This is a genomic window from Streptomyces sp. NPDC056224 (genome assembly GCF_042267665.1).
Taxonomy (GTDB): domain Bacteria; phylum Actinomycetota; class Actinomycetes; order Streptomycetales; family Streptomycetaceae; genus Streptomyces.
In genome coordinates, this window is sequence record NZ_JBHJTK010000008.1 from 193,136 (window position 1) to 218,949 (window position 25,814).

At 72.2% G+C, this 25,814-nt stretch carries 19 protein-coding genes; 9 read left to right on the forward strand and 10 right to left on the reverse strand.

Features of this window, described 5'->3' with window-relative positions:
• A complete protein-coding gene (locus tag ACFCZ1_RS14025) occupies positions 1-1,017 on the reverse strand; it encodes an Lrp/AsnC family transcriptional regulator (protein WP_376678614.1) in 1,017 nt (338 codons plus the stop codon).
• Positions 1,018-1,153: 136 nt separating this feature from the next.
• Between ACFCZ1_RS14025 and ACFCZ1_RS14030 the strand changes: the two genes are divergently transcribed.
• Entirely contained in the window at positions 1,154-2,710 is a 1,557-nt protein-coding gene (locus tag ACFCZ1_RS14030; protein ID WP_376678615.1) for an MFS transporter, read from the forward strand.
• A gap of 158 nt (positions 2,711-2,868) precedes the next feature.
• On the forward strand, positions 2,869-3,519 hold the full coding sequence (locus ACFCZ1_RS14035) for a hypothetical protein (RefSeq protein ID WP_376678616.1): 651 nt from the start codon (positions 2,869-2,871) through the stop codon (positions 3,517-3,519).
• A 114-nt stretch (positions 3,520-3,633) separates the two neighbouring features.
• Here ACFCZ1_RS14035 and ACFCZ1_RS14040 read toward each other — a convergent pair whose 3' ends face one another.
• Positions 3,634-5,904 (reverse strand): M4 family metallopeptidase, encoded by a 2,271-nt coding sequence (locus ACFCZ1_RS14040; protein ID WP_376678617.1) that lies wholly within the window; start codon positions 5,902-5,904, stop codon positions 3,634-3,636.
• A gap of 381 nt (positions 5,905-6,285) precedes the next feature.
• Here ACFCZ1_RS14040 and ACFCZ1_RS14045 point away from each other — a divergent pair, with 381 nt between their 5' ends.
• Positions 6,286-7,752 carry an exopolysaccharide biosynthesis polyprenyl glycosylphosphotransferase gene (locus ACFCZ1_RS14045; RefSeq protein WP_376678618.1) on the forward strand — a complete coding sequence of 489 codons (1,467 nt, stop codon included), beginning with the start codon at positions 6,286-6,288 and terminating at the stop codon, positions 7,750-7,752.
• A 17-nt stretch (positions 7,753-7,769) separates the two neighbouring features.
• Here the strand turns inward: ACFCZ1_RS14045 and ACFCZ1_RS14050 are convergent, their stop codons facing one another.
• The gene (locus tag ACFCZ1_RS14050; RefSeq protein WP_376678619.1) at positions 7,770-8,717 is read right to left on the reverse strand and encodes a GDP-L-fucose synthase family protein; all 948 of its coding nucleotides are present in this window, start codon (positions 8,715-8,717) and stop codon (positions 7,770-7,772) included.
• Between the two features lie 299 nt (positions 8,718-9,016).
• Between ACFCZ1_RS14050 and gmd the strand changes: the two genes are divergently transcribed.
• The 4 genes from gmd to ACFCZ1_RS14070 all read left to right on the forward strand — a co-directional run bounded on the left by gmd (position 9,017) and on the right by ACFCZ1_RS14070 (position 14,171).
• On the forward strand, positions 9,017-10,030 hold the full coding sequence (gene gmd, locus ACFCZ1_RS14055) for a GDP-mannose 4,6-dehydratase (RefSeq protein WP_376678620.1): 1,014 nt from the start codon (positions 9,017-9,019) through the stop codon (positions 10,028-10,030).
• Positions 10,031-10,275: 245 nt separating this feature from the next.
• Entirely contained in the window at positions 10,276-13,050 is a 2,775-nt protein-coding gene (locus ACFCZ1_RS14060; RefSeq protein ID WP_376678621.1) for a DNRLRE domain-containing protein, read from the forward strand.
• Between the two features lie 100 nt (positions 13,051-13,150).
• On the forward strand, positions 13,151-13,825 hold the full coding sequence (locus ACFCZ1_RS14065) for a hypothetical protein (protein ID WP_376678622.1): 675 nt from the start codon (positions 13,151-13,153) through the stop codon (positions 13,823-13,825).
• A gap of 127 nt (positions 13,826-13,952) precedes the next feature.
• On the forward strand, positions 13,953-14,171 hold the full coding sequence (locus tag ACFCZ1_RS14070; protein WP_376678623.1) for a DUF6458 family protein: 219 nt from the start codon (positions 13,953-13,955) through the stop codon (positions 14,169-14,171).
• 24 nt (positions 14,172-14,195) lie between these two features.
• Here ACFCZ1_RS14070 and ACFCZ1_RS14075 read toward each other — a convergent pair whose 3' ends face one another.
• Both ACFCZ1_RS14075 and ACFCZ1_RS14080 read right to left on the reverse strand, forming a co-directional pair.
• Positions 14,196-15,332 (reverse strand): glycosyltransferase, encoded by a 1,137-nt coding sequence (locus ACFCZ1_RS14075; RefSeq protein ID WP_376678624.1) that lies wholly within the window; start codon positions 15,330-15,332, stop codon positions 14,196-14,198.
• Positions 15,329-15,868, reverse strand: a complete 540-nt coding sequence (locus ACFCZ1_RS14080) for a WcaF family extracellular polysaccharide biosynthesis acetyltransferase (protein WP_376678625.1) — start codon at positions 15,866-15,868, stop codon at positions 15,329-15,331. Before ACFCZ1_RS14080 ends, ACFCZ1_RS14075 begins: the two co-directional genes overlap by 4 nt.
• 132 nt (positions 15,869-16,000) lie before the next feature.
• Here ACFCZ1_RS14080 and ACFCZ1_RS14085 point away from each other — a divergent pair, with 132 nt between their 5' ends.
• Positions 16,001-17,500, forward strand: a complete 1,500-nt coding sequence (locus ACFCZ1_RS14085; RefSeq protein WP_376678668.1) for a hypothetical protein — start codon at positions 16,001-16,003, stop codon at positions 17,498-17,500.
• Between the two features lie 225 nt (positions 17,501-17,725).
• On the opposite strand, the gene ACFCZ1_RS14090 is transcribed toward ACFCZ1_RS14085, so the two are convergent.
• From ACFCZ1_RS14090 to ACFCZ1_RS14100, 3 genes are read right to left on the reverse strand one after another with little or no spacing between them, the layout of a single operon-like run.
• Positions 17,726-18,955 (reverse strand): hypothetical protein, encoded by a 1,230-nt coding sequence (locus tag ACFCZ1_RS14090; protein WP_376678626.1) that lies wholly within the window; start codon positions 18,953-18,955, stop codon positions 17,726-17,728.
• Positions 18,952-20,706 carry a lipopolysaccharide biosynthesis protein gene (locus ACFCZ1_RS14095; protein WP_376678627.1) on the reverse strand — a complete coding sequence of 585 codons (1,755 nt, stop codon included), beginning with the start codon at positions 20,704-20,706 and terminating at the stop codon, positions 18,952-18,954. The genes ACFCZ1_RS14090 and ACFCZ1_RS14095 overlap by 4 nt, the downstream gene beginning before the upstream one ends.
• On the reverse strand, positions 20,703-21,914 hold the full coding sequence (locus ACFCZ1_RS14100; RefSeq protein ID WP_376678669.1) for a glycosyltransferase family 4 protein: 1,212 nt from the start codon (positions 21,912-21,914) through the stop codon (positions 20,703-20,705). The genes ACFCZ1_RS14095 and ACFCZ1_RS14100 overlap by 4 nt, the downstream gene beginning before the upstream one ends.
• Positions 21,915-22,080: 166 nt before the next feature.
• Here ACFCZ1_RS14100 and ACFCZ1_RS14105 point away from each other — a divergent pair, with 166 nt between their 5' ends.
• Entirely contained in the window at positions 22,081-22,563 is a 483-nt protein-coding gene (locus tag ACFCZ1_RS14105; protein WP_376678628.1) for an adenylyltransferase/cytidyltransferase family protein, read from the forward strand.
• On the opposite strand, the gene ACFCZ1_RS14110 is transcribed toward ACFCZ1_RS14105, so the two are convergent.
• Positions 22,544-23,266 (reverse strand): CDP-alcohol phosphatidyltransferase family protein, encoded by a 723-nt coding sequence (locus ACFCZ1_RS14110; RefSeq protein WP_376678629.1) that lies wholly within the window; start codon positions 23,264-23,266, stop codon positions 22,544-22,546. The genes ACFCZ1_RS14105 and ACFCZ1_RS14110 overlap by 20 nt on opposite strands.
• 86 nt (positions 23,267-23,352) lie before the next feature.
• Positions 23,353-25,701: a glycogen debranching protein GlgX gene (glgX, locus tag ACFCZ1_RS14115; protein WP_376678630.1), complete on the reverse strand. Its 2,349-nt coding sequence runs from the start codon at positions 25,699-25,701 to the stop codon at positions 23,353-23,355.
• Positions 25,702-25,814: the final 113 nt, after the last annotated feature.

Genomic DNA, 25,814 nt, shown 5'->3' on the forward strand with positions numbered 1-25,814 from the left:
TCACCGGGGGACGGGCGGCGGATCCACCAGCCGCCCGTCCTCCACGAGCATCCCGGCCCGCTTGACGCTGCGCAGGGTCGGGATCAGCTCCACCTGGCCCACGCCGTCCACGGCGCCGATCCGCTCGGTCAGGTACGTGTAGAGGGCCTCGGTGTCCCGGCACACCACCACGGCCATCAAGGAGGCCGCCCCGGTCACGGCCGCCGCGAAGGCCACCTCGCGGTGGCTCGCCAGTGCGGCACCCACCTGCGCGAGCCGGGCCGGCGGGACGGTCAGGACCAAGGTCGCCTCCGCCTCGTAGCCGAAGAGCGCGGGGACGAACTCCACGTCGAAGAAGACCGCGTCGAGGTCCCGCAGCCGCTCCAGCCTCCGGCGGGCGGTGGACTCCGACAGGCCGGTGGCGCGCGCCAGCTCCGGGTACCCGGTGCGTCCGTCCGGGCCCAGTGCGGCGAGCAGCGCCAGCTCCGACTCGTCCATGGCGTACCGCTCCGGGACGGGTCCGGCCGGCGGCCGCTCCAGGGCCGCGATCTGGTCGGGCCGCAGTACGTCCAGCCCCGCCCAGGCGTCCCGTCCGCCGAAGAACTTCCGCAGGATGGTGTGGGCGCTGATGCCGGTCACCCGGCGGGTGCGCGGCAGTTTGTCCAGCAGCAGGGTGTCCCGGTCCTTGCGGGTACGGGAGCGGGTCATGCAGTGGATCTCCGTGCCCCCCGAATTCAGGGTCACCCACGCGATGTCCGGGCGGCGGGCGAGCGCCTCGGCCACCGGGAGCGCCGCGTCCGGGGCGCACTGCACCCGGAGCCAGGACTCGAACAGCCCGACGCGGCTGCCCGTCGGCAGCCCGACGACGCGGATCAGGCCGGCGGTCCGCAAGCGCCGGTAGCGGCGCACGACGGTCTGGTCGGACACCTCCAGGACCTCGGCGAGCCGGCTGAAGGCGGCCCGGCCGTCGATCGTGAGGGCCTGGACCAGGCAGCGGTCGAGTGCGTCCAGCTCCGGGCTGATCACGGTTTCCGTCATCACTGGAGTCTAGGCGAGGGAAATCCGGCAAGTACGGGGCTCTGGGTGGGGGTGGGGTGCGCGCCGCTGAGAACTTGGGGTCACCGGGGACCGCCCCGGACGCCCCCCGCCCCCGCGCCATCAGAGGAGAACTCCCATGCGTAAATGGCTGCCGTTGACGGCCGTCTGCCTCGGAGCGTTCATGCTCCTGGTCGACGTCACGATCGTGACCGTGGCCCTGCCCGACATGGCCGCCGACATGCACAGCGACTTCGCCGGACTCCAGTGGGTCATGGACGTCTACGCGCTGGCGCTGGCGGCCCTGCTGCTCGGCGCGGGTTCGCTCGCCGACCGGATCGGCCGCCGCCGCGTCTACCTCGCGGGGCTCGTGCTGTTCGCCGCCGCCTCGCTCGCCTGCGGGCTGGCCGCCGGCCCGGGTGAGCTGATCGCCTTCCGCGCGGTCCAGGGCATCGGCGGAGCCGCCATGTTCGCCACCACCATGGCCCTGCTCAGCGGGGCCTACCAGGGCCGCGACCGCGGGGTCGCCTTCGGCGTCTGGGGCTCGGTCAACGGTGCCGCCGCCGCGGCCGGTCCGGTCATCGGCGGGCTGCTCACCGAGCACTTCGGCTGGCGCTGGATCTTCTTCATCAACCTGCCCGTCTGCGCGCTCGCCGTGTACGTGACCCTCAAGGCCGTCACCGAGTCCCGCGATCCGCACGCCAAGGGCCTCGACCTGCCGGGCATGGCCACCTTCACCACGGCCGCGGGAGCCCTCACCTACGCCGTGATCCGCGTCGGTGAGAACGGGTGGGGCTCGCCCACCACGCTCGGCCTGCTCGGCCTCGCCGCCGCCGCCTTCGCCGCCTTCGTCCTCGTCGAACTGCGCAGCTCCCGACCGATGCTGGACCTCGCGCTCTTCCGCAGCCGCACCTTCGTCGCGGTCATGGCGGCCGGTCTGCTGCTGTCGGGCGCCGCGTTCTCCTACCTCATGTACGTCTCCCTCTGGCTGCAGTCCGTCCGGGGGATGAGCCCGGTCGGCGCGGGACTGGCCCTGATGCCGATGGCCGCGGCCGCGCTCGTGGTCTCGGCGGTGGCCGGACGGCTGCTGCACGCCATGCCGGCGCGGCTGACCATCGGCGGCGGGCTGCTGCTGATCGGCGTGGGCGCGCTGATCCTGGCCTGGACGCTGGACGCGGGTGACGGCTGGTCCGCCATGGCCCCGGGGCTGCTGGTGACCGGCGTGGGAGTGGGCGCCGCGACCCCGGCGCTGGCCGCGACCGCGATGGGGGCCGTGGCCCCGGCCCGGGCGGGCATGGCCGGGGGAGCCCTGAACACGGTGCGGCAGCTGGGTACGGCCCTGGGGATCGCCGTCCTCGGCGCGGTCTTCCACGCCGGGCTGCGCGGCGGCCTGGGTGCGGGCGGCGGGGAGCTGTCGGAGCCGCTGGCCTCCGGCGGCGCCGGGCGGCTGCTCGCGGAGGCGCCGACGGGAGCGGCGCGCGAGACGCTGACCGCGCTGGTCGACTCGGCCTTCGCGAGCGGGCTGCGCGAGACGTTCCTGGTCTCGGGCGCGATGGGACTGGCCGGGGCCCTGGCGGTCTTCCTGCTGGTCCGCACCGGCCCGCGGCCGGCTCCGGGCGGCCCGGTGGCCCTCCCGGGCCAGACCGCCCCGGACCGGACGGCCCCGGCGGCCGGAAGTCCTGCGCCCCGGAGGTAACCGCACCCGGCCATAAGGCGGGTGGCCCTGGTATCTGACGGGTGAACCTTCGAACGCGCTGAGCATGCCGAATCGTTTCGTCACCGCCGTCCGCTCCTACGTTGACCCGCGGATGCCACCGGACCCGGCATCCCAGGACCCCGAGAAACGGACTTCCCATGCGTCTTCGCACCACCACCGCCGTCGTCTTCGCCGGTGCCCTCGCGCTCGTGCTGCCCACCGCCGGCCAGTCGTTGGCCGACGACAACGGCGGCCGTACCCTCGGCACCCTCCACTACCGCTTCGTCGACGACGGGGGCGACGAGCGCAGCGCGCAGCTCCGGCCCGCCGAGAACGACACCTGCTACGTGCTGACGCGGACCTCCGACGCCGAGCCGGCCGTCGAGGTGGTCAACGAGACGGAGTCGCTGGCCGTCCTCTTCGACAACCGGACGTGCGACGGGAAGGCGGAGCGGGTCCTGGAGCCCGGCCAGCGGGCGCAGGACGTGGAGGCCGTCTCGGTCTTCTTCAAGCCGGTCGACCGGCCGGACGCGGGCCGTGACGACCAGGCCCACGAGGACCAGGCCCACGAGGACCAGGCGCGTGACGACCAGGGCCGTGACGACCAGGCGCGTGACGACCAGGGCCGCCAGGACCAGGCCCGCGAGGACCAGGCCCGCCAGGACGAGGGCCGGGGCGACTGGAACGGCCGTGACGACCAGGCCGCCCGCGAGGACATGGCCCGTGAGGACATGGCCCGTGAGGACATGGCCCGCGGAGACGCGGAAGGGGAGGACTTCCTCGACCGGGTCCTGCGCACCATCGGCTGATCCGGCGCCGGACCCGCGTCGGGTCACATGGAACAGGGCCGCCCGGGGAGGGTTCCTCCCGGGCGGCCCCGTGGTCTAGCGGGTCAGCTCCTGCTCACACGGCCCCGATGGGGGTCAGAACGTGAGCTTCCAGCTGTTGATGTAGCCGGTGTCGGCCGTGTACACGTCCTTGACCCGCAGCTTCCACACACCCTGCGCGACCTCGGAGGAGGCGTTCACGGTGTAGGAGGCGACGACGTTGTCCGCGGAGTCCGAGCTGGAGGTGTTCTTCAGCCGGTACGCCGTGCCGTCGGGGGCGATCAGGTCGATCTGGAGGTCACCGCGGTAGGTGTGGACGATGTTCACGTCCACCTTGAGGGTGCTCGGGGCGTTGCCCGTGCGGTTCACGGTGATCGGGGAGTCGACCGTGGAGTTGTCCGCGATCTGGTAGTCGGTGGTGTTCTCGAAGACGTTCGGCTGCGTGGTGCCGACCGTCCAGGTGAAGGCCGCCGTACCGGTCTGGCTCGCCGAGTCGGTCACCGTGACGGTCACGTTGGACGTGCCCGCGGTGGTGGCCGTACCCGAGATCAGGCCGGTGGAGGAGTTGATCGACAGGCCGGCCGGCAGACCGGTCGCCGCGTAGCTCAGGGCACCGGCGTTGCTGCTGGTGGCCTGGATCTGAAGGCTGACGGCACCGCCCGTGACGGTGGTCTGGTTACCCGGGTTGGTGACCGAGACGCCCACCGCGGGGCGGGAGCCGACGCCGATGCCGGCCCAGGCGTGCGCGACGTTGTTGTACGTGGCCGAGCCGGCACCGTACAGGTCGGCGGCGGCCTGCAGGGTGGCCGTACGCGCGGCCGCGTAGTTGGTGTTCGACTTGAACAGACCGGTGGTCAGCGCGCGGAACCAGATCTTGGAGGCGGCGTCGCGGCCGATCGCGGTGACCGGAAGGCCGTCGGAGGTCGGCGAGTTGTAGCTGACGCCGTTGATGACCTTGGCGCCGGAGCCCTCGGAGGCCAGGTAGTACCAGTGGTTGGCCGGACCCGACGAGTAGTGGACGTCGATGGAGCCGATGCCCGAGTACCACGAGTCCTTGGAGCCGCCGTCCTTGCTCGGCTTGTCCATGTAGCGCAGCGGGGTTCCGTCGCCGTTGATGTCGATCTTCTCGCCGACGAGGTAGTCACCGACGTCCTGCGGGTTGTTGGCGTAGAACTCGACCGCCGCCGCCATGATGTCGGAGGTGGCCTCGTTCAGACCGCCGGGCTCACCGCTGTAGGTCATGTTGCCGGTGACCGAGGTCAGGCCGTGGGTCATCTCGTGCGCGGCCACGTCGGTCGAGGTGAGCGGCTTGTTGTTGCCCTCGCCGTCGCCGTAGGTCATGCAGAAGCAGGAGTCGTCCCAGAACGCGTTGACGTACGCGTTGCCGTAGTGGACCCGGGTGTACGGGGCCACGCCGTCGTTGCGCAGGCCGTTGCGGCCGTGCACGTTCTTGTAGTAGTCCCACGTGACCTGGGCGCCGTAGTGGGCGTCCGCGCCGGCCGTCTCCAGGTTGGAGGCCAGGCCGTTGCCCCAGATGTCGTCCGTGCCGGTGAAGAGCGTGCCGGTGCCGGAGGAGCCGTGGTTGAGGTTGTACGTCTTGTGGCTGCCCCGCCCGGCGTCGGTCAGCGTGTAGTTGCTGCCCGACTGGGAGGTTCCGAGGGTCACCTGGCCGCTGTACTGCGTGTTGCCGGTGCCCGTCTCGATGGCCTGCCACTCGGTGATCTTCGCGCCGGTCTTGGCGTTCGTCACCACGTGGAGCTGGCTCGGCGTGCCGTCGTCCTGGACGCCGCCGACGACGGTCTCGAACGCGAGGACCGGAGCGCCCTCGGCCGCCCAGATCACCTTGCGGGCGCCCTTGGCGGCCTTGGTCTCCTTGGAGCCGGCGGCGTTGGCGGCGGCGACCGCCTGGCCCTCCGCGGCCGACGGGGCGACCGCGGCGTCGGTGTCCGCGACCTTGATCTCGTGGTTGGTCGCCTTGGTCACGCTCTTGGTGACGCCGTCCTTGGCGTGGACCGTGAGGTCACCGCCGAGCACGGGGAGGTCGTTGTACGTGCGTTCGTACGTGGTGTGCGTGGTGCCGTCGGCGTCCTTGACCACGTCGCGGACGACGAGCTTCTCGCCGCCGCCGAGACCGAGCGCCTTGGCGGCCTGCGCGGTGGTCGAGTTGGCCTCGGCGAGGAGCGTCGCACGCTCCGAAGCGCTGAGTACGCGGTTGGCCGCGCCCGGGTTGGACTTGACGGCCTGTCGGGCCTGCGGCGCGTTCGCGTCGGCGGTCGCGGTGCCGGTCTGAATGCCTACGGCGAGCAGGGCTGCCGCGGCAACGAGCGCGCCGGCCGCGGTGGCACGCCTCTGGGGGGTGGCTCTCAACGCAGACTCCTTCTGCAAGGCGGGTTCCGGATGGCTGGGTGGGCCTCCGGGCAGATCAGGGCTGGTGCGATGAACGGTCGAAGAGTGCCACCTGTTCGCCATGATGTCAGGACCGCGTCAAAAGGTTGGCCGGAAACGGTTCGTTGTCCGATCAGTCATATCCGGTATCCGAACCCTTCACCTTTGCGTGCCAAAGGGGCGTCCGGTATGCGGAGCAACTAGTACCGCTTGCTAACACTTGAACAACAAGGGGTCGTGATGCCCCAAACGGCACCTGGCGAACGGGTGTTTGTCGTACTGTTTCCCGGTGCGACAGATGTCCACTGCCTGGGGAAGCCGTGGATACTCGCCGCTGTCATAGACCACGTGCCAGGGGGGCCCATGAGGCATGTCCATTTTCCTGCGCAAAGGGTGGCCGGAACGGCCCGTGAGTCCACACGGCGCCTGGGTGACAAGGCCCGCTGGTACCTGCCCGCCGCCGTCACCGCCGATTTCCTCGGCGCCGCCGTTCCGGTAGGACTCGTCTTCGCGGCCGCCCAGCAGGTCCGGCCCCTCTACTGCGCCCTCGGCGCCGCCCTGGCGTGGACCGGGGTGCAGTTGCTGCGCCGGCGTTATGCCGCCCGGGTGCTCGGAGAATCCCGCGGAGTACTGCCGGTCGTGCACGACTGGCTGATTCTGATCGGCGTGCTGGCCGTCGCCCGCGTGGTGACCGAGGAGGACACCCCCCGGCTCTCCGCCCTCGGGGCCCTGCTGCCCGCCCTGCTGATCACCGTCGCCTGCCACAAGTTGACCTACCGTCACCTGTCGGCCGCCCGCCGCGAGGCCCAGGCCGTCAGCCGGGTCCTGGTGATAGGGGAGCCCGACGCCGCCGAGGACGTCATCGCCCACCTCGCCGCGCGCACCGACCATCCGTACGTGGTCGTCGGCGTGGTCCCGGTCGGCGGCGGGACCCTCACCAGCGGGGTGCCCGTGGCGGCCCGGCTCGACGCGGTCATGTCCGCGGCGCCCGCAGGGGACGCCGCGGCCGTACTCGGAGCCGTCGACAGCCACAACGCCGACCTGGTCCTGGTGGCACCCGGGGCGCGGATCGCGGGGGAGCGACTGCGCCGGGTGGCCTGGGCCCTGCACGACGCCGGGCTGGAACTGGCCGTCTTCCCCGGCCTGGTGGAGGTATCCGTCAAGCGCCTGGAGACCTTGTCCGCGGGCGGACTCGCCGTACTGCGGGTGGCGCCGCCCGTCGGCCGCGGCCTGCAGACCCTGCTCAAGTCGGTCCTGGACCGGGCGGGGGCCGCGGCCGGACTGCTGCTGCTCTCCCCGCTGTTCCTCGGGATCGTCCTGGCGATACGGCTGGGCTCGCGCGGCCCGGCCTTCTACCGCCAGCGGCGCATCGGCCGCGACGGGATCCCGTTCGTCATGTGGAAGTTCCGCACGATGGTGGTGGATGCCGACGCCCGCAAGGCCGAGCTGGCCGGGTCCAACGAGAACGACGGCCTGATGTTCAAGATGCGCCGCGACCCCCGGGTGACCCGGGTGGGCCGGCTGCTGCGCCGCACGTCGATGGACGAACTGCCCCAGCTCATCAACGTCCTGACCGGACACATGTCGCTGGTCGGCCCGCGCCCGCCGCTGCCGGAGGAGGTGGCGAAGTACGACGAGGTCGAACTGCGCCGGCTCACCGTGCGGCCCGGGATGACAGGTTTGTGGCAGATCAGTGGAAGGTCCGACCTGTCCTGGGATGAAACGATCCAGCTCGACCTGCAGTACGTCGACAACTGGTCCTTCACCAGTGACGTCGACGTGATGGGCCGCACGCTCCGCGCCGTCGTCGACGGTCGCGGAGCGTACTGAGGGGCTCTGGTTTGGGATCAGCCGTTCTGCTCGCGCCACCACCGGTAGGTGGCGTCGATACCGTCCCGCAGCGGGATGCCGGGCTTCCAGCCGAGGGCGGTCAGCCGGCCGACGTCGAGCAGCTTGCGCGGGGTCCCGTCCGGCTTGGACGTGTCCCAGGCGAGCCTGCCCCGGAAGCCCGTCACCTCGGCGACCGTCTCGGCCAGTTCCCTGATCGTCAGGTCCTCGCCGCAGCCGATGTTGACGGGCTCGTCGCCGTCGTAGCCGCCGAGCAGCACCGCGCAGGCGGCGGCGAGGTCGTCCACGTGCAGGAACTCCCGGCGCGGGGTGCCGCTGCCCCACAGGGTGACCTCCTCGCGGCCCTCGGCGGCGGCCTCGTGGAACCGCCGGATGAGGGCGGGCAGGACGTGCGAGGACTCCAGGTCGAAGTTGTCGCCCGGGCCGTACAGGTTCGTCGGCATGGCCGAGATGTACGAGGCCCCGTACTGCTTGCGGTACGACTGGACCTGGACGATGCCGGCGATCTTCGCGAGGGCGTACGCCTCGTTGGTCGGCTCCAGCGGACCGGTCAGCAGCGCGTCCTCGCTGATCGGCTGCGGGGCCAGCTTCGGGTAGATGCACGACGAGCCGAGGAACAGCAGGCGGTCGACACCGGCGGCGTGCGCACCGGCGATGACGCTGAGCTGGATCTTGAGGTTGTCCTCCAGGAACTGCACCGGGTACGTGCTGTTGGCCATGATCCCGCCGACCTTGGCGGCGGCCAGCACCACGGCGTCCGGGCGGACGTCCCTGAGGTACGCCCCGGTCGCGGCGGCGTCGCGCAGATCGAGGTCGGCGCGGCCCCGGGTGAGCACCTCGTGGCCGTCGGCGGTGAGCCGGCGGGCGACCGCCGACCCCACGAGGCCGCGGTGGCCCGCGACGAAGACACGGGCGTTCGGGGGCAGCAGCGGCAGCGAACTTGTCATACCGCCGATGATGCCAGTCCGCTCCCGCGGAGACGGCGGCAGTCCGTCCCCGCCCGGTCCGTCCCCGCGCGGTCCGTCCCCGCCCGGCCGGGCCCCGGGCGGTCGGGCAACGGGCGGGCCTCCCGCGGGAGTCCCGCTCCCGCCTCGCGCGGCGCACCGCGGAATCCGCCGCAAACGCGGCCGGACCCGGCGTGTACGGTACGCATCCAGTCCCCGGGCACGCGCCCCGGCGGGCCGGGGGCTGCCGGGGGTGCAGCCCGCTCAACACAACGAACAGCAACCACCACCAGGGGGACCCCATGGGCAAGACCGCACTGATCACCGGCGTCACCGGACAGGACGGCTCGTACCTCGCCGAGCTCCTGCTCTCCAAGGGCTACACGGTGCACGGTCTGGTGCGGCGGTCCTCCAGCTTCAACACGGAGCGGATCGACCACATCTACCAGGACCCGCAGACCGCCAACCGGTCCTTCGTCCTGCACCACGCCGACCTCTCCGACGGCGTCGCCCTGGTGAACCTGCTCCGCGACATACGCCCCGACGAGGTCTACAACCTCGGCGCGCAGTCCCACGTCCGCGTCTCCTTCGACGCGCCCCTCTACACGGGCGACGTGACCGGACTCGGCGCGCTGCGCCTGCTGGAGGCGATCCGGGCCAGCGGCATCGACACCCGCATCTACCAGGCCTCGTCCTCCGAGATGTTCGGCGCGACCCCGCCGCCGCAGAACGAGGGCACCCCCTTCCACCCGCGCAGCCCCTACGGCGCCGCCAAGGTCTTCGCGTACTGGACCACGGTGAACTACCGCGAGGCGTACGGCATGTTCGCCGTCAACGGGATCCTCTTCAACCACGAGTCCCCGCGCCGCGGCGAGACCTTCGTGACCCGCAAGATCACCCGCGCGGTCGCCCGCATCAAGGCCGGTCTCCAGGAGAAGCTCTACCTCGGCAACCTCGACGCCGTCCGCGACTGGGGTTACGCCCCGGAGTACGTGGACGCGATGTGGCGGATGCTGCAGCAGGACGAGGCCACCGACTACGTGGTCGCCACCGGTGTGGCCGCGACCGTACGCGAGTTCGTCGAGGCCTCGTTCGGGCACGCCGGTCTCGACTGGAACGAGCACGTGCGCTACGACCCCAAGTACGAGCGCCCCAGCGAGGTCGACGCGCTCATCGGCGACGCCTCCAAGGCCCATGACCGACTCGGCTGGAAGCCGACGGTCCTGGTGTCCGAACTGGCCAAGATCATGGTCGACGCCGACATCCGCCAGGTCGAGGACCAACTGGCGGGCGTGACCGTACGCATCGACCGCTGAAGCCTTATATTTCCCCTACGATTTGCCCTGTCCCGGTCATATTCCGCAGGTCCGTGTGGGTGTGGCCGGGTCAAACCTGCTATATGTCCGAAGTGCACCCTCCTGGCTGAACCCTGTATTCCAAGTTGGTATGCAATGGGTCAAGTGAGGTGACCGGGCCCTTATGTGAGCCCTAGTCTGCGCCAGTACATATGGCTGTTCGGATAGTTCCAGCCATCAAACCGGGCGATTGCCCTGGGGGGCTCATGCGTAGATCCAGAGGGCTGACTGCTGCCCTCGTCTTGTCACTGGCCGGTGCCGGCACCGGTATCGGCCTGGTGCTGATGCCGCAGGCGTCCGCCATCACGGCGCCGGTGGCGTTCACCGCCGACAACCTGCCGACGTGGCAGCCCAACGGCATCGTGTGGGCGATGGCCCAGGCGAACGGCACCGTCTTCGCCGGTGGCACCTTCTCGGCCGTCAGGCCGCCCGACGGTGCCGCGGGCGCCGAACAGGAAGCCGTGAACTTCGTCGCGCTCGACGCCGCGACGGGCAACCCGACCTCCTGCAAGCTCGCCTTCACGGTGGGCGACGGCACCGCGACGGTCCGCACGCTGGCCGTCTCGAAGGACAAGAAGACCCTCTACGCGGGCGGATACTTCGGAGCCGTCAACGGCACCCCGGTCTCCAGCCTCGCCGCGGTCGACATCGAGACCTGCACCCCCAAGGCCGCGTTCCACCCGGGCGTCCCCGCCACCGTGCGCGCGCTCGCCGTCACCGACGACACCCTGTACGTGGGCGGCGACTTCGCCTCCGTCGAGGGCCAGACCCGCGAGCGCTTCGCCGCGGTCGACGCCTCCTCCGGCGCCCTGAAGCCCTTCGTCGCCAACGCGGACGAGCCCGGCCGTGCCATCGAGGTGAGCAACGACGGCAAGAACGTCCTGCTCGGCGGAGACTTCTTCTCGGTCAACGGCGCCAACACGCACGCGCTGGCCGTCGTGAACGCCACCACCGGCGCGGTCACCAAGACGTACACCAGCATCCCGTCCAACTCCGTGGTCAAGGACATCTCGGCCGACGCGACGGGCTACTACACGGGCAGCGAGGGCTCCGGCGGCGGCGTCTTCGACGGCCGCATCGGCCTGAGCACCGACTTCAGCGAGAAGTGGCGCGACCGCTGCCTCGGCGCCACCCAGTACGTGCAGCCGTACGACGGGGTGCTCTACAGCTCCTCGCACGCGCACGACTGCTCGACCGAGCTGGAGTACCCGGACGGCAAGCGCCACTTCCTGCTGGCCCAGCCGACCGATCACACCGGCGCAGCCCCCGCGCCCGTGAACGGCTTCGTGCGCGGCCCGCGCAAGCTCGGCTGGTTCCCCACGGCCAACGACGGCCTCGGCGAGGGCATCGGCCCGCGCGTCATGTCCGTCGCGGAGAAGAACGACGTCAAGTACATGTGGGTCGGTGGTGAGTTCACGCTCATCAACGGCAAGCCGCAGCAGGCCCTGACCCGCTTCGCCTCCACCGGCGACGTCGGCGCCCCGACCACCCCGGTGGTCAGCGCCGCGAGCGTCAAGCCCGGCGAGGCGCAGGTCCGCTGGCGCACCAGCTACGACGCGGACGACAGCAAGCTGACCTACCGCATCTACCGCAACGGCTCGGCCACGCCCGCCGCCACGGTGAACGCGGACTCCCTGGAGTTCGAGCGGCCCCAGGCCTCCTGGGTCGACACCACGGTCAAGGCCGGCCAGTCGTACAGCTACCGCGTGACCGCGACCGACGGCGCCGGCAACACCAGCGCCCTGTCGGCGAGCGTCTCGGTGACGGTCCCGACCGCGGTCCAGCCGTACCCGAACCAGGTCCGCGCGGACGGCGCCAACCTGTACTGGCGCTACGACGACACCGTCAGCCCGTACGTCGCCGACTCCTCGGTCAGCGGCAACACCGGCGGCGTCCAGCTGAACGCCCCGGCCCTGCGCCAGACCCCCGGCGCGGTCTCCGGCACCAGCACGGCGATGGGCTTCAACGGCACCAGCCAGCAGGTCTACAGCGACCACCGCCAGACGGTCGGCAACGCGTTCACCATCGAGACCTGGTTCAAGACGGGCACCACGCGCGGCGGCAAGCTGATCGGCTTCGGCAACAACACCGACCGCAACAGCGGCTCGTACGACCGGCAGATCTACATGACCAACGCCGGCCGTCTGGTCTTCGGCGTCTACAACGGCTCGACGCGGACCGTCACCACCGGCCTGCTCGACACGTACAACGACAACAAGTGGCACCACGTGGTCGGCACCCAGGGCCCCGGCGGCATCACCCTGTACGTCGACGGACAGAACAAGGGCTCGCTGAACGCCACCAGCAACGCGACCTACGCGGGCTACTGGCACGTCGGCGGCGACAACCTGGCCAGCTGGCCGACCCGCCCGACGAGCAACTTCTTCGCCGGCCAGATCGACGAGACGGCCGTCTACCCGTCGGCGCTCACCGAGACCCAGGTCAAGAACCACTTCACCCTGGCCAAGGCACCCACCGACACGGTCTCCAAGGTCAACGCGACCGAGGACACCTACATCAACCAGGGTGCCCCGAGCACCGCGTACGGCACGTCCTCCTCGCTCGCGGTGCGCGGCACCTCGGCGTACGAGACGTACCTGCGCTTCGACCTCCCGGCCGCCCCGGCCGGCCAGGTCCTCAAGTCCGCCTCCCTGCAGGTCAAGACCACCACGCAGACGGGCGCCGGCACCGCCGACACCGTGTCCGCGGTCCCGGTCACCGGCACCTGGAGCGGCGCGGGCACGACCTTCAACACCAAGCCCACCCTCGGCACCACCCCGCTCGGCACCATCGCGGGCGTGCCGGACGGCTCGGCGGTCCACAACGTCGAGCTGGACACCGCCGCCATCTCCGCGGTCCTGGGCACCAACTACAGCCTGGGCCTGACGAGCACGGGCACCGACCCGCTGTGGATCTGGTCCTCGGAGTCCACGGCGGCGGACGGCATCCCGCAGCTGGTTCTCACCTTCGGCGCGAAGTAGCGACGAGAACCGTAGTAACCGCCTGACGGCGTGCGGGGCCCGGCTCTACGTGGCCGGGCCCCGCATTCCTGTCCCACCCAGTAAGTACGGGAGCCATCCGATGTACCGACGCTCCGCAGCGGCCGCTGTTCTGCTGACCGCCGCACTGACGCTGACCGCCTGCAGTTCGGGCAAGGCCGACTCCGGCGCGGAGGCCAAGGCGAAGCCCCCGGCCTCGTCGGCGGCCCCCGACCCCGCGGACAGCGCGGCGCCCTCGGCTTCCGCGCCCGACGCGAAGCCGACGGGCCCGGTCCTGCCCGACGCGAAGCTCACCCCGAAGACGGGAAGTTTCACGGCGCAGGAGAAGAAGTACCTGAGCGGGCGGGTCCCGGAGAAGATGGACCCGGCGGCCGTCCTGCAGAGCGGCCAGGAGGCCTGCCAGCGCGTGGAGCGCACCGCGAAGCGCGACAAGGACGCGGCGACCGGCGCGGTCATCACCGGGGAGATCCCGGGCGCGAAGGACGCGATCACCCTGTTGTGCCCGGAGCAGAAGCCGATCCTCGCGGCGGCCGAGAAGGGCTTCCCCGAGGGGCCCCGCCAGTCGCCCGCGGCGGGCACGTACCGGGCGCTGACCCAGGCCACCACCTGTACGTGGGAGGCCAAGGCCAAGGACGGTTCGATCCTGGCCTCGGGCCCCGAGACCCAGCCCAAGGCGGGCGACAAGATCACGGCGACGATCCCGTCCGGCACGGCGGAGTTCAACTCCTCGGGCTGCTACGCCTGGCTGCCCGCGTAAGGGCCACCGCCGTACGCGAACGCCCCCGGGGACCGGACTGCCGGTCTCCGGGGGCGTTTTCGTGCACCGGGGCGGGGTAACCGCGGGCCAGTACGCAACGACGACACCGGCTTCCGGAGGCGATCCTATGCGCGGCCTGGGCGGCTGCATCGGCCTGATCGTGGTGGGGGCCATCCTCACCTTCGCCACCGACTGGGAGATGCGCAGCGTCGACCTCGACCTGGTCGGCCTCATCATGATGACGGCGGGAGCCATCGGCCTCGCCGTGTACTCCAGCGTCCTCAAACGCCGTCGAACGGCGGGCGCCATCCCGGTGGTGGAGGAGCGCCGCCGGGACGGCGTCTAGAGCGGCCCGGGCCCTGTCGTCACGCTATTTCGACGACAGGGCCCGGTTCTCGCGGGCGGACCCGTACACCAGGAGCAGGGTGTCCAGGACCGCGTCCATCGAGAACGATTCCGCGGCCAGCTTCCGGGCCGCGCGCGAGGCCGCCGCGTTCGCCGCCGGGTCCAACAGGGACAGGACCGCCTCCGACACGCCCGAGGGGCCCGGCTCGACGGCGTGACCCGCACCCGCCGCGGCGATGTCACGGGCCAGGCCGTTGGAGTGGGTCACCACCGGGGGGACGCCCACCGCGAGGGCTTCCAGGACCGACATGGGGAACGGCTCGTCCACGGAGGGCAGTACGTAGACGTGCGCGCGGCGCAGCTCCGCCAGGACCTCCGCGCCGGACAGGGCTCCCGGGACGGTGAAGCGCGCCGAGAGGCCCAGAGCCGTGATGCGGGCGCGGACGGCCGCCAGCTCGCCCTCGTCCGGCCCCGCGACCACGAAGTGCGCCTCCGGATGAGCGGCGAGGACCGCCGGGGCCGCGTCCACGAAGTCCACCGGCCGCTTGCGGGCCTGCAGGCGCGCCGAGTACAGGACCCGCGGCGGGCCGCTGAGGGCGGGGCGTTCCTCCTGCGCCGGGGTGCCGTTGACCAGGCGGACCGCGTTCGCCAGCGGCGGCGCCCCCACCACCGCGTCCAGGCCCTGCCGTTCGTGCGGGGTCAGGTGGAGCACCGCGTCGGCGCCGCGCAGCAGCCGGCGTACCGCCACCGCGTCCAGCACCTTGGCCAGCAGCTTCTCGCTCGGGTCCACCATGCCGTGGGTCTGCAGGACGAGGGGCTTGGCGGCCCGCAGCGCCGCCAGGGCCACCGGCAACGTCACCAGGTCCCGGGCCAGGTGGACGTGTACGACATCGGCGTCCCGGACCAGGCGCCCGGCCGACGCCAGCAGCGCCGGCGAGGTCATTCCGCTGAAACCGAGCGGGAGCAGCCGCCGGGCCGGGAACAGCTTCGCCGGGACGCCCTCCACGGAGACGGGCCACTGCTCGAAGCCCTCGCCCAGCGCCAGCAGCCGCGCCTCGTGGCCGCGGGCCAGCAGCCCCTTCGCCAGGTTCAGCGCGACCCGGACGGGCCCGCCGAAGGCGTGCGTGGGGGAGTGCAGCGTTACGGCGTGCAGGACTCTCACTTCGGCTCCTCCACCGGGCGGCGCCGCCCGTCCTGGGTCTGCAGGGTCAGCTCCGGCAGGTCCTTGTGCACGACGGCTCCCGCGCCCGCGACCGCGCAGCGGCCGACCGTCACCCCGGCCAGCACGGTCGCCCGTACCGCCACCCACGCGCCGTCCTCGACCGTGATCGGGGCGTTGCGGTAGCGGAAGTCGGCGGCCCGGTGGTCGTGCGAGCCGGTGCACAGCATCGACTCCTGCGAGAGGCACACGTGCGAACCGATCGTCACCGGCTCCAGGTTCAGCAGCCAGGCGCCCTCGCCGATCCACGTGTGGTCCCCGACGGTCAGCTTCCACGGCCACAGCACCCGCACCCGGTGCCGGATCAGCACCCCCTCGCCGACCTTCGCGCCGAAGGCGCGCAGCAGCGCGACCCGCAGCCGCGCCGGACAGAACCAGCTCATGAACAGCGTGTTCATCACGGCGAACCAGAGCGCCTGCGTCAGCAGCCCGCGCCCCTTGTCGTATCCGGCCAGCGTGAAGGCAGGAAGGTCACGCACCTGAAGCCCCGATCGTCCACCCTCCCCCCGACAGCGTCGGGAGGACCCCCAGCGCCTCCCCGGGCGCCGCCCGCTCAGACTAGACTGCGCGCGGACCAGGCACATGGGGTGGGGGCGGCAGTGGCAACGGACATACGCAAGCCTTCCGTAGCGCCGCCGCCACACCCCCTCGAGGACGAGACCCTGTGGGGCCGGGTCACCACCCCGCGCACCCTGCTCTCCCGCGCGCTGTCCGTCCCGCTCGCCCTCGGGTTCAGCGTCTTCCTGCCGCTCCTCGTCGCCGTGCAGCCCGGCGCGGGCAAGCGCGACGCGGCCTTCTGGCTCCAGCTGCTGCTCACCATGTACGCGGGCGCCCGCCTCTCCGCGATGGTGCTCACCAGCCGCCGCAAGCTGCTCCAGGGCTCCTTCTGGCTCTTCGTCTACATGGCCATGGGCGTGGCCCCCCTCGCACAGGCCGTCCTCGGGCAGGTCCCGACGCCCGTCGTCGGGCCCCGCTCCGACCTCACCGTGGCCATCGGACTGGTGCTGCTCGGCTGCACCGCCTTCGACGTGGGCGTCCTGCTCGCCCGTCACCGGCCCGCCGGCCGCGCGGGCGGTTCCCAGAAGAAGTCCCGCCCCGTCATGGCCCACCGGCGGCGGCTCCAGCTGCTCACGCTCCTGTCCTTCGCGTGCAGCGCGGCCTTCGTGGTGAAACTCGGCGGTCCGGCGGTCTTCTTCTCCAGCCGCCAGGAGATCATCGCGGGCATTCAGGAGGCGGGCGTCTCGAACGGCGACGGCCAGGCCGGGCAGGCCCTGCTGCGGGGGTTCGGCACCGTCCCCGCGCTGCTCTCGCTGCTGCTCTACACGCGCTGGCTGATCACCTCGAAGTTCGCCCGCCGCAAGGTCTCGATCATCGTCACCTGGTCGGCGCTCGCGCTGCTGAACCTCGTGGTCAACAACCCGATCTCGAACCCGCGCTACTGGTTCCTGACGGTCATGTTCGCGATGCTCTTCACCGTCTTCCCGGTCAGCGCGGCCATGTACCGGGTGGCCCTGTCGATGGCCGTGGTCATCGCCCTCCTCGTCTTCCCGTTCGCGGACCGCTTCCGGTACGACGAGAAGAACTACCGGCCGGTCGAGACCACGTCCTTCCTGGAGCCGATGGCGCTCAAGGACTACGACCAGATCGGCATGTTCGCGAACACCATCACCTTCTCGAACTCCGGACCGGGGCACTTCTACGGCCGCCAGCTGGCCGGGTCGGTCTTCTTCGCGGTGCCGCGCTCGGTGTGGCCGGGCAAGCCGCGCGACACGGGCGTGATGGTCGGCCAGTGGATGGGCACGGTCAACACCAACCTCTCCTCCCCGATCTGGGCGGAGCTGTGGATCGACTTCGGCCCGCTGGGCATGGGCGCCGGCCTGCTGGCCATGGGCTACGCCTCCGCCCGCGTCGACCGGCGCTACGCGAAGCGCGCCACCCGGCGGGCCCCGCCGGGGAGTCTGATCTCGGTGGTGGTCCCGCTGGTCGCGGGCTACTCCTTCATCCTGCTGCGCGGGCCGCTGCTGCAGGCGTCGGGGCGGGTCGCGATCGCGGCCCTGTGCCTGGCGCTGGTCGCGACCCACCGCACGGACAAGTCCAAGACCCTGCGCTGACATGTGCGGGGCCGCGCTGCCGGGGCTCCGCCCCAAGCCCCTGCGCCCCAGGCCCCTGCGCCCCAGGCCCCTGCGCCTCGATCGCCGGCGGGGCCGGACGGGCTGATGCCGTCCGCCGGTGAAGAACCCGCAGGGCGGTCCGGCCCCGCCCATGACCGAGGCGCGGGTGCGGGCGGAGCCCGGTTTCCCGGAGGGGCGGCGCGGGGCGAGGCTCCGCGCAACGGGTCAGGGCAGGGGAGCCGCGGCCGGGCGGGGCGCGGCGGCCCCGGGGGCGGGGAGGCGCGCCACCCGCAGCCAGCCGGCGCCGGCCTTCGCGGCGGAGCCGGCGGCCAGGCCCCAGGCCGCGCCCGCCACGCCGAACACCGCGTAGCCGCCCAGCAGCAGCCCCACCGACAGCAGCGAGAAGACCACCTGCAGGGACAGCGTGGCCTTGGGGGCCAGCACCCGCAGGGTGAGCAGCGCGCAGGTGCCCAGCCCCATCACCGCGTACTGGGCCCCCGTCGCCGGCAGCAGCGCGGACGCCGACGCCCAGGTGTCGCCCAGCAGTTGACGGCCCGCCCGGTCGGGAAGCGCGAACAGCACGGCTCCCCACCCGGCGCCGAGCAGCGCCAGCACCCCGCCCAGCAGCGCGGTCGCCCGGACCGTGGCGCGTTTGCCGCCGAGCCGCGACAGCACCGGCGGCGCGAACGAGTTCGCCGAGTTGAACAGCACGTTCAGCGGGCCGAACAGGGTCGTCGCACCCCGCAGCGCACCGACGGCCAGCGGCGTCGCGAAGACGCCGAGGCCCAGTACGGCGAGCTGGCTGGAGCCGTTGCCCACGGCGAACTCGACCACGAACCGCTGCCCGAGGTGCCCGCGGCGCAGGTACGGCCGCAGATCGGCCCGCGTCCCGTGCACGTACGGCCGCAGCAGCCACAGGCCCAGGCCGAGCGCCGGCAGCGCGGACAGGCCCCACACCAGCACCAGCCGCCCCGCGGAGGCCCCGGACGGCTGGGAGGCCAGGGCTGCGACCACGCACGCCAGGCGCAGCGCGTCGGCGGCCAGCGCCCGCTCGGGGGCGCGCAGCGCCGAGAAGCAGTACCGCAGCCCGTCCTGGAGGAGCACCAGCGGCAGGACGAGGCCCAGCGCGAGGAACGCCCGGCCCGTGGCGCCGGACAGGGCCAGGCCCACGGCCCCCAGCGCGGCCCCGGCCGCCGTCGAAGCCGCCCCCGTGAAGCCCACGGCCGACCGGCACACCGCGCCCAGCCGCGCGCCCTTCTCCAGGACGACGCTCTGGCCGACGTAGGCCATGTTCAGCCCGAGGAGCACGGTGAAGGTCACGTACACCATCGAGAAGTCGGCGAAGCCGGACTCCGTCGACAGCCGGGCGGCCAGCACCAGAACCAGGATGTTCGTGGCGCTGGAGGCGGCCTGGTCCAGCACCGACGCGACGGCGGCGAGGCCGCGTCGGCTCATCTGCGGCCCATGCGGACGGTGCGCAGCGCGACGGTGTCGGTGCCGTCGCCGGGGATGTGCTGCTCGGGCTCGGCCACTTCGTACGGGATCGGCTGGGGCTGCGGAGCGGACTTCCCGGACGCCTTGGAGCCGGTGGCCGGGGCCGCCGCTGACGGGCCGGCCTTGTCCTTGACCCGGCCGCGCTTCTCGCCCGGCAGCGGCGCGTGCAGCACCGCGCCCAGCACCGTGCCGCCGGCGCCGCTGATCAGCTCGCGGATCCGGGCAAGGTCGGTGCGGTGGACGGCGCGCGGGTTGCAGACGACCAGGACGCCGTCGACACGGTCGACGAGGGCGAGGGCGTCGGCGTACGAGAGGACGGGCGGCGCGAGCACGACCACGGTGGAGTTGGGCGAGTCGGCCTCGGAGATCAGCTGGGTGGCGCGTGCGGAGGTCAGCGCGCGCGGGACGTTGCGCGCCCGCTCGCCCGGAATCAGCTCGAACGAGCCGGACTCCCCGGCGTCGACGACGAGCTGGCGTCCGTCGGGCCACTCGGAGTCGGCGTGGCGTCCGGCGGCCGGGCTGCCCGGGTTCCGGCTCCACCGGGGCCGGCCGCCGGCGTCCGTCGGCAGCTGGCTGGCCAGGACCGGGGTGCGCAGGTCGGCCTCGATGAGCAGGACGTCCTTGCCGGTCTCCGCGAAGGAGGCGGCGAGGTTCACGGCGACCGCCGCGGCGGTCTCGCTGCTGCCGCGCGGGGCGACGACGAGCAGCCGGCGCCGGTCGGCGAAGCGGGAGTCGTAGGCGAGCCGGAAGGCCACCGAGCGGTACTCCTCGGCGACCCGCGGATCGGCCTCGCCGGCGGCGAGCAGCGGTCCGCCGCCCGTCCTGTCGCGGGGGAGGTAGCCCAGGACGGGCGCGCGCAGGGACCGCGCCACGTCGCCCTCGGAGCGCGGCGCCGGGTCGAAGACCAGCCGGACCCAGGCGGCCAGCAGGCCGAGTGCCAGGCCCACGGCCGCGCCGAGCGCGAGCGACATGACGATGCCCGGTCCGTCGGTCGCGGTGGGCGCGGTCGCGGCGCTGGTGACCCGGCCCGGGGTCATGTCGAGGGCTTCGAGCTTGGTGATCTTGGTGTTGTAGCCGCCGACCTCGCTCTGCAGGTCGGTCTTGGCGGAGGAGGCGGCGTCGCGCCCGGCGCCGGCGGGCATCCGGGCGATCTCCTTGGAGAGTTCGTCGAGCTGCTTGGCGATCGGGTCGCGCTGCTCCTTGTAGCCCTTGACCATTTTGTCGCGGGTGGCGTCGAGGGCTTCCTGCCGCTTGAGCAGGTACGCCTCGGTCATCGCGTTGGCGCGCTTGGCGGCCTCCTTGGGGGAGGACGCGGTGTAGGTGAAGCGGAGCACCATCGTCTGCGGCGGGTTGGTCACCTGGAGGCCGCTGCGCAGGGCCGCGAAGCCGGAGGCGGACACGCCGAGCTTCTTCGCGGCCTCGTTGGCTATGGAGGAGCTGAGGGCGACCTGGCGCTCCGAGCCGATGTTGATCGCCTTGTCGGGGGCGAGGCTCGGGTTGAACGGGTCGTCGGTGGGTGCGCGCAGGACGACGTCGGCGGTCGCGACGTAGGTGTCGGCCGTGGAGATGCCGAGGTAGACGCCGCCCAGCAGGCCGACCCCGATGCCCGCGCCGATGAGTCTGCGGTAGCGCAGGAGCTGGCGGAACTGATCCCGGAGGAGGTCCGGTTCGTCCTCGGCCGGTGCCGCTGCTGGGCGGTTCGTCTCGATCACGGCCGGGATCCCCCAAGTGCTTCGTCTATCAGTGCGTCGATGCGGGCCAGGCCCGCTTCGCGGCTCAGGTGGGCCGCCACGTGGCGGGGTCCGGCCGCTCCCAGTGCGTCCGCGCCTTCGGGGTCCTCCGCCAGGGCCCGTACGGCCTTCAACAGGGCCTCGGGGTCCTCCGGCTGTACGAGCACCCCTGCCCCCGAGCGCTCCACCTCCTGGGCGGTTCCGCCTTCCGCCGCCACGGAGGCGACGACCGGCCTGCCCGCCTGGAAGTAGGAGGTGAGCTTCGACGGAACGCTCATGTCCAGCACGGCGGCGTGCTGTGTGACCGCGAGTACGTCCGCCGCCGCGAGGATATCGGGGAACTCGCCGTCAGCGGCAGGGGGGATGATGTCCAGATTCGGCACGTCGGCGGCGAGCTCGGCGAGGGCCGAGCGCTGACTGCCGTCACCCATGAGGACGAAGCGGACGCCCGGGTCCAGCCGGGCGGCGCCCACGAGGACCTCCAGCCCCTGCTTGAGGCCCATGTTCCCGGAGTGCAGCACCACGGTCTGGCCGGGGGCCCAGCCCAGGTGGCGGCGGGTCTCGCCGCGCGGCTTGGTGGGCACCGCCACGTGGGACCAGTTGGGGACGAGGCGGATCCTGCCGGGATCCACGCCCATGCCCACGACCCGGTCCACGAAGGTCTCGTGGATGACGCCGACGAGGGTGGCCCGCTTCAGCGCGTACGCCTCGGCGCGGCCGGCGACCGCGGCGGCCTTGTCGCCGCCGCTGATCCCGCTCTGCGCGGCGGCGGCGCCCATCAGGTCCTGGACGACCGGGACGTACGGGACCTTCCACCGCGCCGCGAGCCGGGCGGCGAGCACGCCGCCGGCCAGGCTGGGCATCTGGGCGAGCACCGCGTCCGGCTTGGGCATCCGGGGCGGGGCCACGGCACCGTGCAGCAGAATCGATCCTTCGAAGAGGGCCCGCTTCACGGCGGTCTGCTCCCGCGGCACGGTGTGCGCACGCCGGTGTACGGTGACCCCCGCGCGCTGTTCCGTGCGCCGGAGCGCCCCCTGGTACTCCGGTTCCAGTGACCACGCCGGGTAGTGCGGCATCCCGGCGAGGACATGGGTCTCGTGGCCGAGATCTGCCCAGTGCTCCGCGATCTGGGTGGCGTACGGCCCGATCCCCGCGTGTTCGGGAGCGTAATTGGTGGAAACCAGCAGCATGCGCCGGTGACCGGATCTCGACACTGAACGTCCCCTTCTCCCCTGGATGATGCGCACGTCACCCTATTCGTTCACCCGCACGGTGCGGAACGTGCACGCTATTGTCTGCTAATCCGCTACACCGGGGGGTGTGGCTGCTGGGGGGTAAGAGATGACGGAGCGGGAGATGTCCGAACTTGGTGCGCCCGCGCGCAGGCCGTATCGGGTCGGCTACGCGCCGGGCGCCTACGACCTGTTCCACATCGGGCATCTCAACATCCTTCGGCACGCCCGGAGTCGGTGCGACTACCTCGTCGCCGGAGTCGTCTCCGACGAGATGGCCGAACTCGCCAAGGGACGCCGCCCGATGATCCCGCTCGTCGAGCGGCTGGAGATCGTCCGCAGCGTGAAGTACGTGGACGCCGCCTTCGTCGAGACGGTCCCGGACAAGGTGGAGACCTGGAAGCAGGTCCGCTTCGACGTCATCTTCAAGGGCGACGACTGGCGGGGCACCCCCAAGGGCGACAAGCTGGAGCGGGACTTCGCCGCCCACGGCGTCGACGTCGTCTACTTCCCCTACACCGTCCACACCTCCAGCACCCAGCTGCGCCGGGCGCTGGACGCGCTCGCCGAACCCCTCTCGGAGCCGGTCACCGCGGAACGGCGCTGAGCTCCCGGTACCACTTGGCGAGGAACGCCAGCAGGAACAGTCCGGCGACCACGCCGAGGCCCGCGTACGCCCACCGGAACAGCCCTCCGCCGCCGAGCAGCAGGAACACCAGGCAGAACACCCCGTAGTCCACGGGCAGCAACGCCACCGCGCGGACGGTCGACGGCGCGGCGGCGGGACTTCCCGGAGCCGTCCTCGGCTTGAGCTTCTCGGTCAGCAGGCCGCCGAAGAAGGTCACGATCGCGGCGAACTGGAAGCCGAGCGGCACCAGCAGCCAGCCGGCCCCGCCGGTCCCGTACGCGTCGGGGAAGCGGTAGAAGGCGATCAGCACACAGGAGTGCAGGGCGGTCAGCTTGGCGCAGTCCACGACGTGGTCGAGCCACTCGCCCGCCGCGCTGCCGCCCCCGCGCAGCCGGGCCAGCTGCCCGTCGGCGGAGTCGAAGGCGAACCCGACGGCGAGCGCGGCCCACACGGCGATCCCGAGCCCCCAGGACGGCGCCGTCAGCGCGACCGCGGCGGCGGCCGCGAAGCTGAAGGCGGCACTGACCAGCGTCACCTGGTTCGGGGTGAGCCCGAGCGCGTACGACCCGGCGGCGAGGTAGCGCCCGGCGGGCCGGTTGACGAACCGCGAGTAGAGCGACACCCCCTTCGCCGACTTCTGCGCTCCGCGCAGCTCCCGCAGCGCGGTTGTGACTCTGCCCATCCACGGACCCCCTCAGCGACGATGTCGAACACATCATCGCAGGACGAACTGGGGCGCCCGCTCCGTGCCGACCACGGGGCCCGGACTCAGCCCACCACCCTCAGCAGCACGACCGACCGGGCCGGCACCGTCACCGTCCCGCCGCCGCGGTGGCGGGTGAGCGGGGCGGCGGACTGGTCCTCGCGGGAGGTGTCCAGGACGACCTCGTAGCCCTCCGCCCACCGCGCCCCCGGCAGCACCCATGCCACCGGCCGGTCCCCGGTGTGCAGCAGGGCGAGAAAGCTGTCGTCCGTCACCTGCCGGCCCCGCTCGTCACGGCCCGGGATGTCCCGCCCCGACAGGTACATCCCCAGCGCGGCGCCCGGCGCGTACCAGTCCCGCTCCGTCATCTCCGTACCCGCCGGCGTGAACCAGGCCAGGTCCCGCAGCCCGTCCACCCCCTGCGGGTGCCCCGAGAAGAACGCCCGCCGCCGCAGCACCGGGTGGGCGTGCCGCAGCGAGATCAGCCGGGCCGTCAGCGCGAACAGCTCCCGCCACGCCGGGTCCTCCAGCAGCGACCAGTCCACCCACCCCGTCTCGTTGTCCTGGCAGTACGCGTTGTTGTTGCCGCCCTGGGTGCGCCCGAACTCGTCCCCCGCGACGAGCATCGGCACCCCCGTCGACAGCAGCAGGGTGGTGAGCAGGTTCCGCAGCTGCCGCCGGCGCAGCGCGGCGATCCGGGCATCGTCCGTCTCGCCCTCCGCCCCGCAGTTCCACGACCGGTTGTCGTTCGTCCCGTCCCGGCCCGCCTCCCCGTTCGCCTCGTTGTGCTTGCGCTCGTAACTCACCAGGTCCCGCAGGGTGAAACCGTCGTGCGCGGTCACGAAGTTCACCGAGGCGTACGGCCGCCGCCCGCCCCACGCGTAGAGGTCGCTCGACCCCGACAGCCGGTACCCGAGGTCCCGTACGTCCGGCAGCGCGCCCCGCCAGAAGTCCCGTACGGCATCGCGGTACCGGTCGTTCCACTCCGTCCACAGCGGCGGGAAGGCTCCCACCTGATAGCCGCCCGAGCCCACGTCCCACGGCTCCGCGATCAGTTTCACCCGCCGCAGCACCGGGTCCTGGGCGATCACCGCGAGGAACGGCGACAGCATGTCCACGTCGTGCATCGAGCGGGCCAGCGCCGCCGCCAGGTCGAAGCGGAAACCGTCCACCCCCATCTCGGTGACCCAGTAGCGCAGCGAGTCCGTGATCAGGCGCAGCACGTGCGGGCGGCCCGCGTGCAGGGTGTTCCCGCAGCCCGTGTAGTCGGCGTAGCGACGCTGGTCCGACTGGAGCCGGTAGTAGCCCCGGTTGTCGATGCCGCGCAGCGACAGGGTCGGGCCCAGCTCGCCCGCCTCCGCCGTGTGGTTGTAGACGACGTCGAGGATGACCTCGATCCCCGCCGCGTGCAGGGCCCGCACCATCCGCTTGAACTCCCCGACCTGCTGGCCCGCCGTACCGCTCGACGAGTACCCCGCGTGCGGGGCGAAGTAGCCGACCGAGTTGTAGCCCCAGTAGTTGCGCAACCCCCTGCGCAACAGGTGGTCCTCGTGCGCGAACTGGTGCACCGGCAGCAGCTCGACCGCCGTCACGCCCAGCTTCACCAGGTGCTCGACGGCCGCCGGATGGGCGAGCCCCGCGTACGTGCCGCGCAGCTCCTCGGGAACCCCCGGATGGCGCATCGTGAAGCCGCGCACGTGCAGCTCGTAGATCACCGAATCGGCCCAGGGGGTCTTCGGCCGGACGTCGTCCGCCCAGTCGTCCTGATCGTGGACCACGACCCCCTTGGGGACGAAGGGCGCCGAGTCCCGGTCGTCGCGCACGGTGTCGGCGATGTACTGCTGCGGCCAGTCGCGGACGTGCCCGTACACCTCCGGCGGCAGGGTGAAGTCACCGTCCACGGCCCGGGCGTACGGGTCCAGCAGCAGCTTCGCCGGATTGTGCCGGGCGCCCGTCCAGGGGTCCCAGCGCCCGTGCACCCGAAATCCGTACCGCTGCCCGGGGCGCACGCCCGGCACGAATCCGTGCCAGATCTCGTGCGTGAGCTCCGTCAGGGCGCAGCGGGTCTCGGCCCCGCCCGCGTCGAACAGGCACACCTCCACCGCCTCGGCGCCCTGCGCCCACAGGGCGAAGTTGGTGCCCTCCGTCCCGCCGGCTCCGGTCCCGCCCTGGCGGAACCGGGCCCCCAGGGGATGCGAGGACCCGGGCCACACCGGTGGTCCCGGGCGCCCCGACGCCCGTAACACCTGCCCTCTGACCTGGCCGTTCGGCCGCTCACCCGGCGGTTCGTCCAGCCGGGGCGCGGGCGCGGCGAGACCGCCCCGCACCCCGTCCACGGCATCAACGGCATCCACGGCGTCCACCGTGTTCCCGGCGGCTTCCACCGCCTCTTCCTGCTCGGCTGCGCTCGACACTGCCCGCCTCCACGGCTCCTGGGTACCTGCGGGGGAGGGGAGTGCGGCCCCGGCGTCCCGGCCCGGGCCCGCCCCCGTCTGCTCCTTCCCACTGTTCTGCCCGGACTGATCCG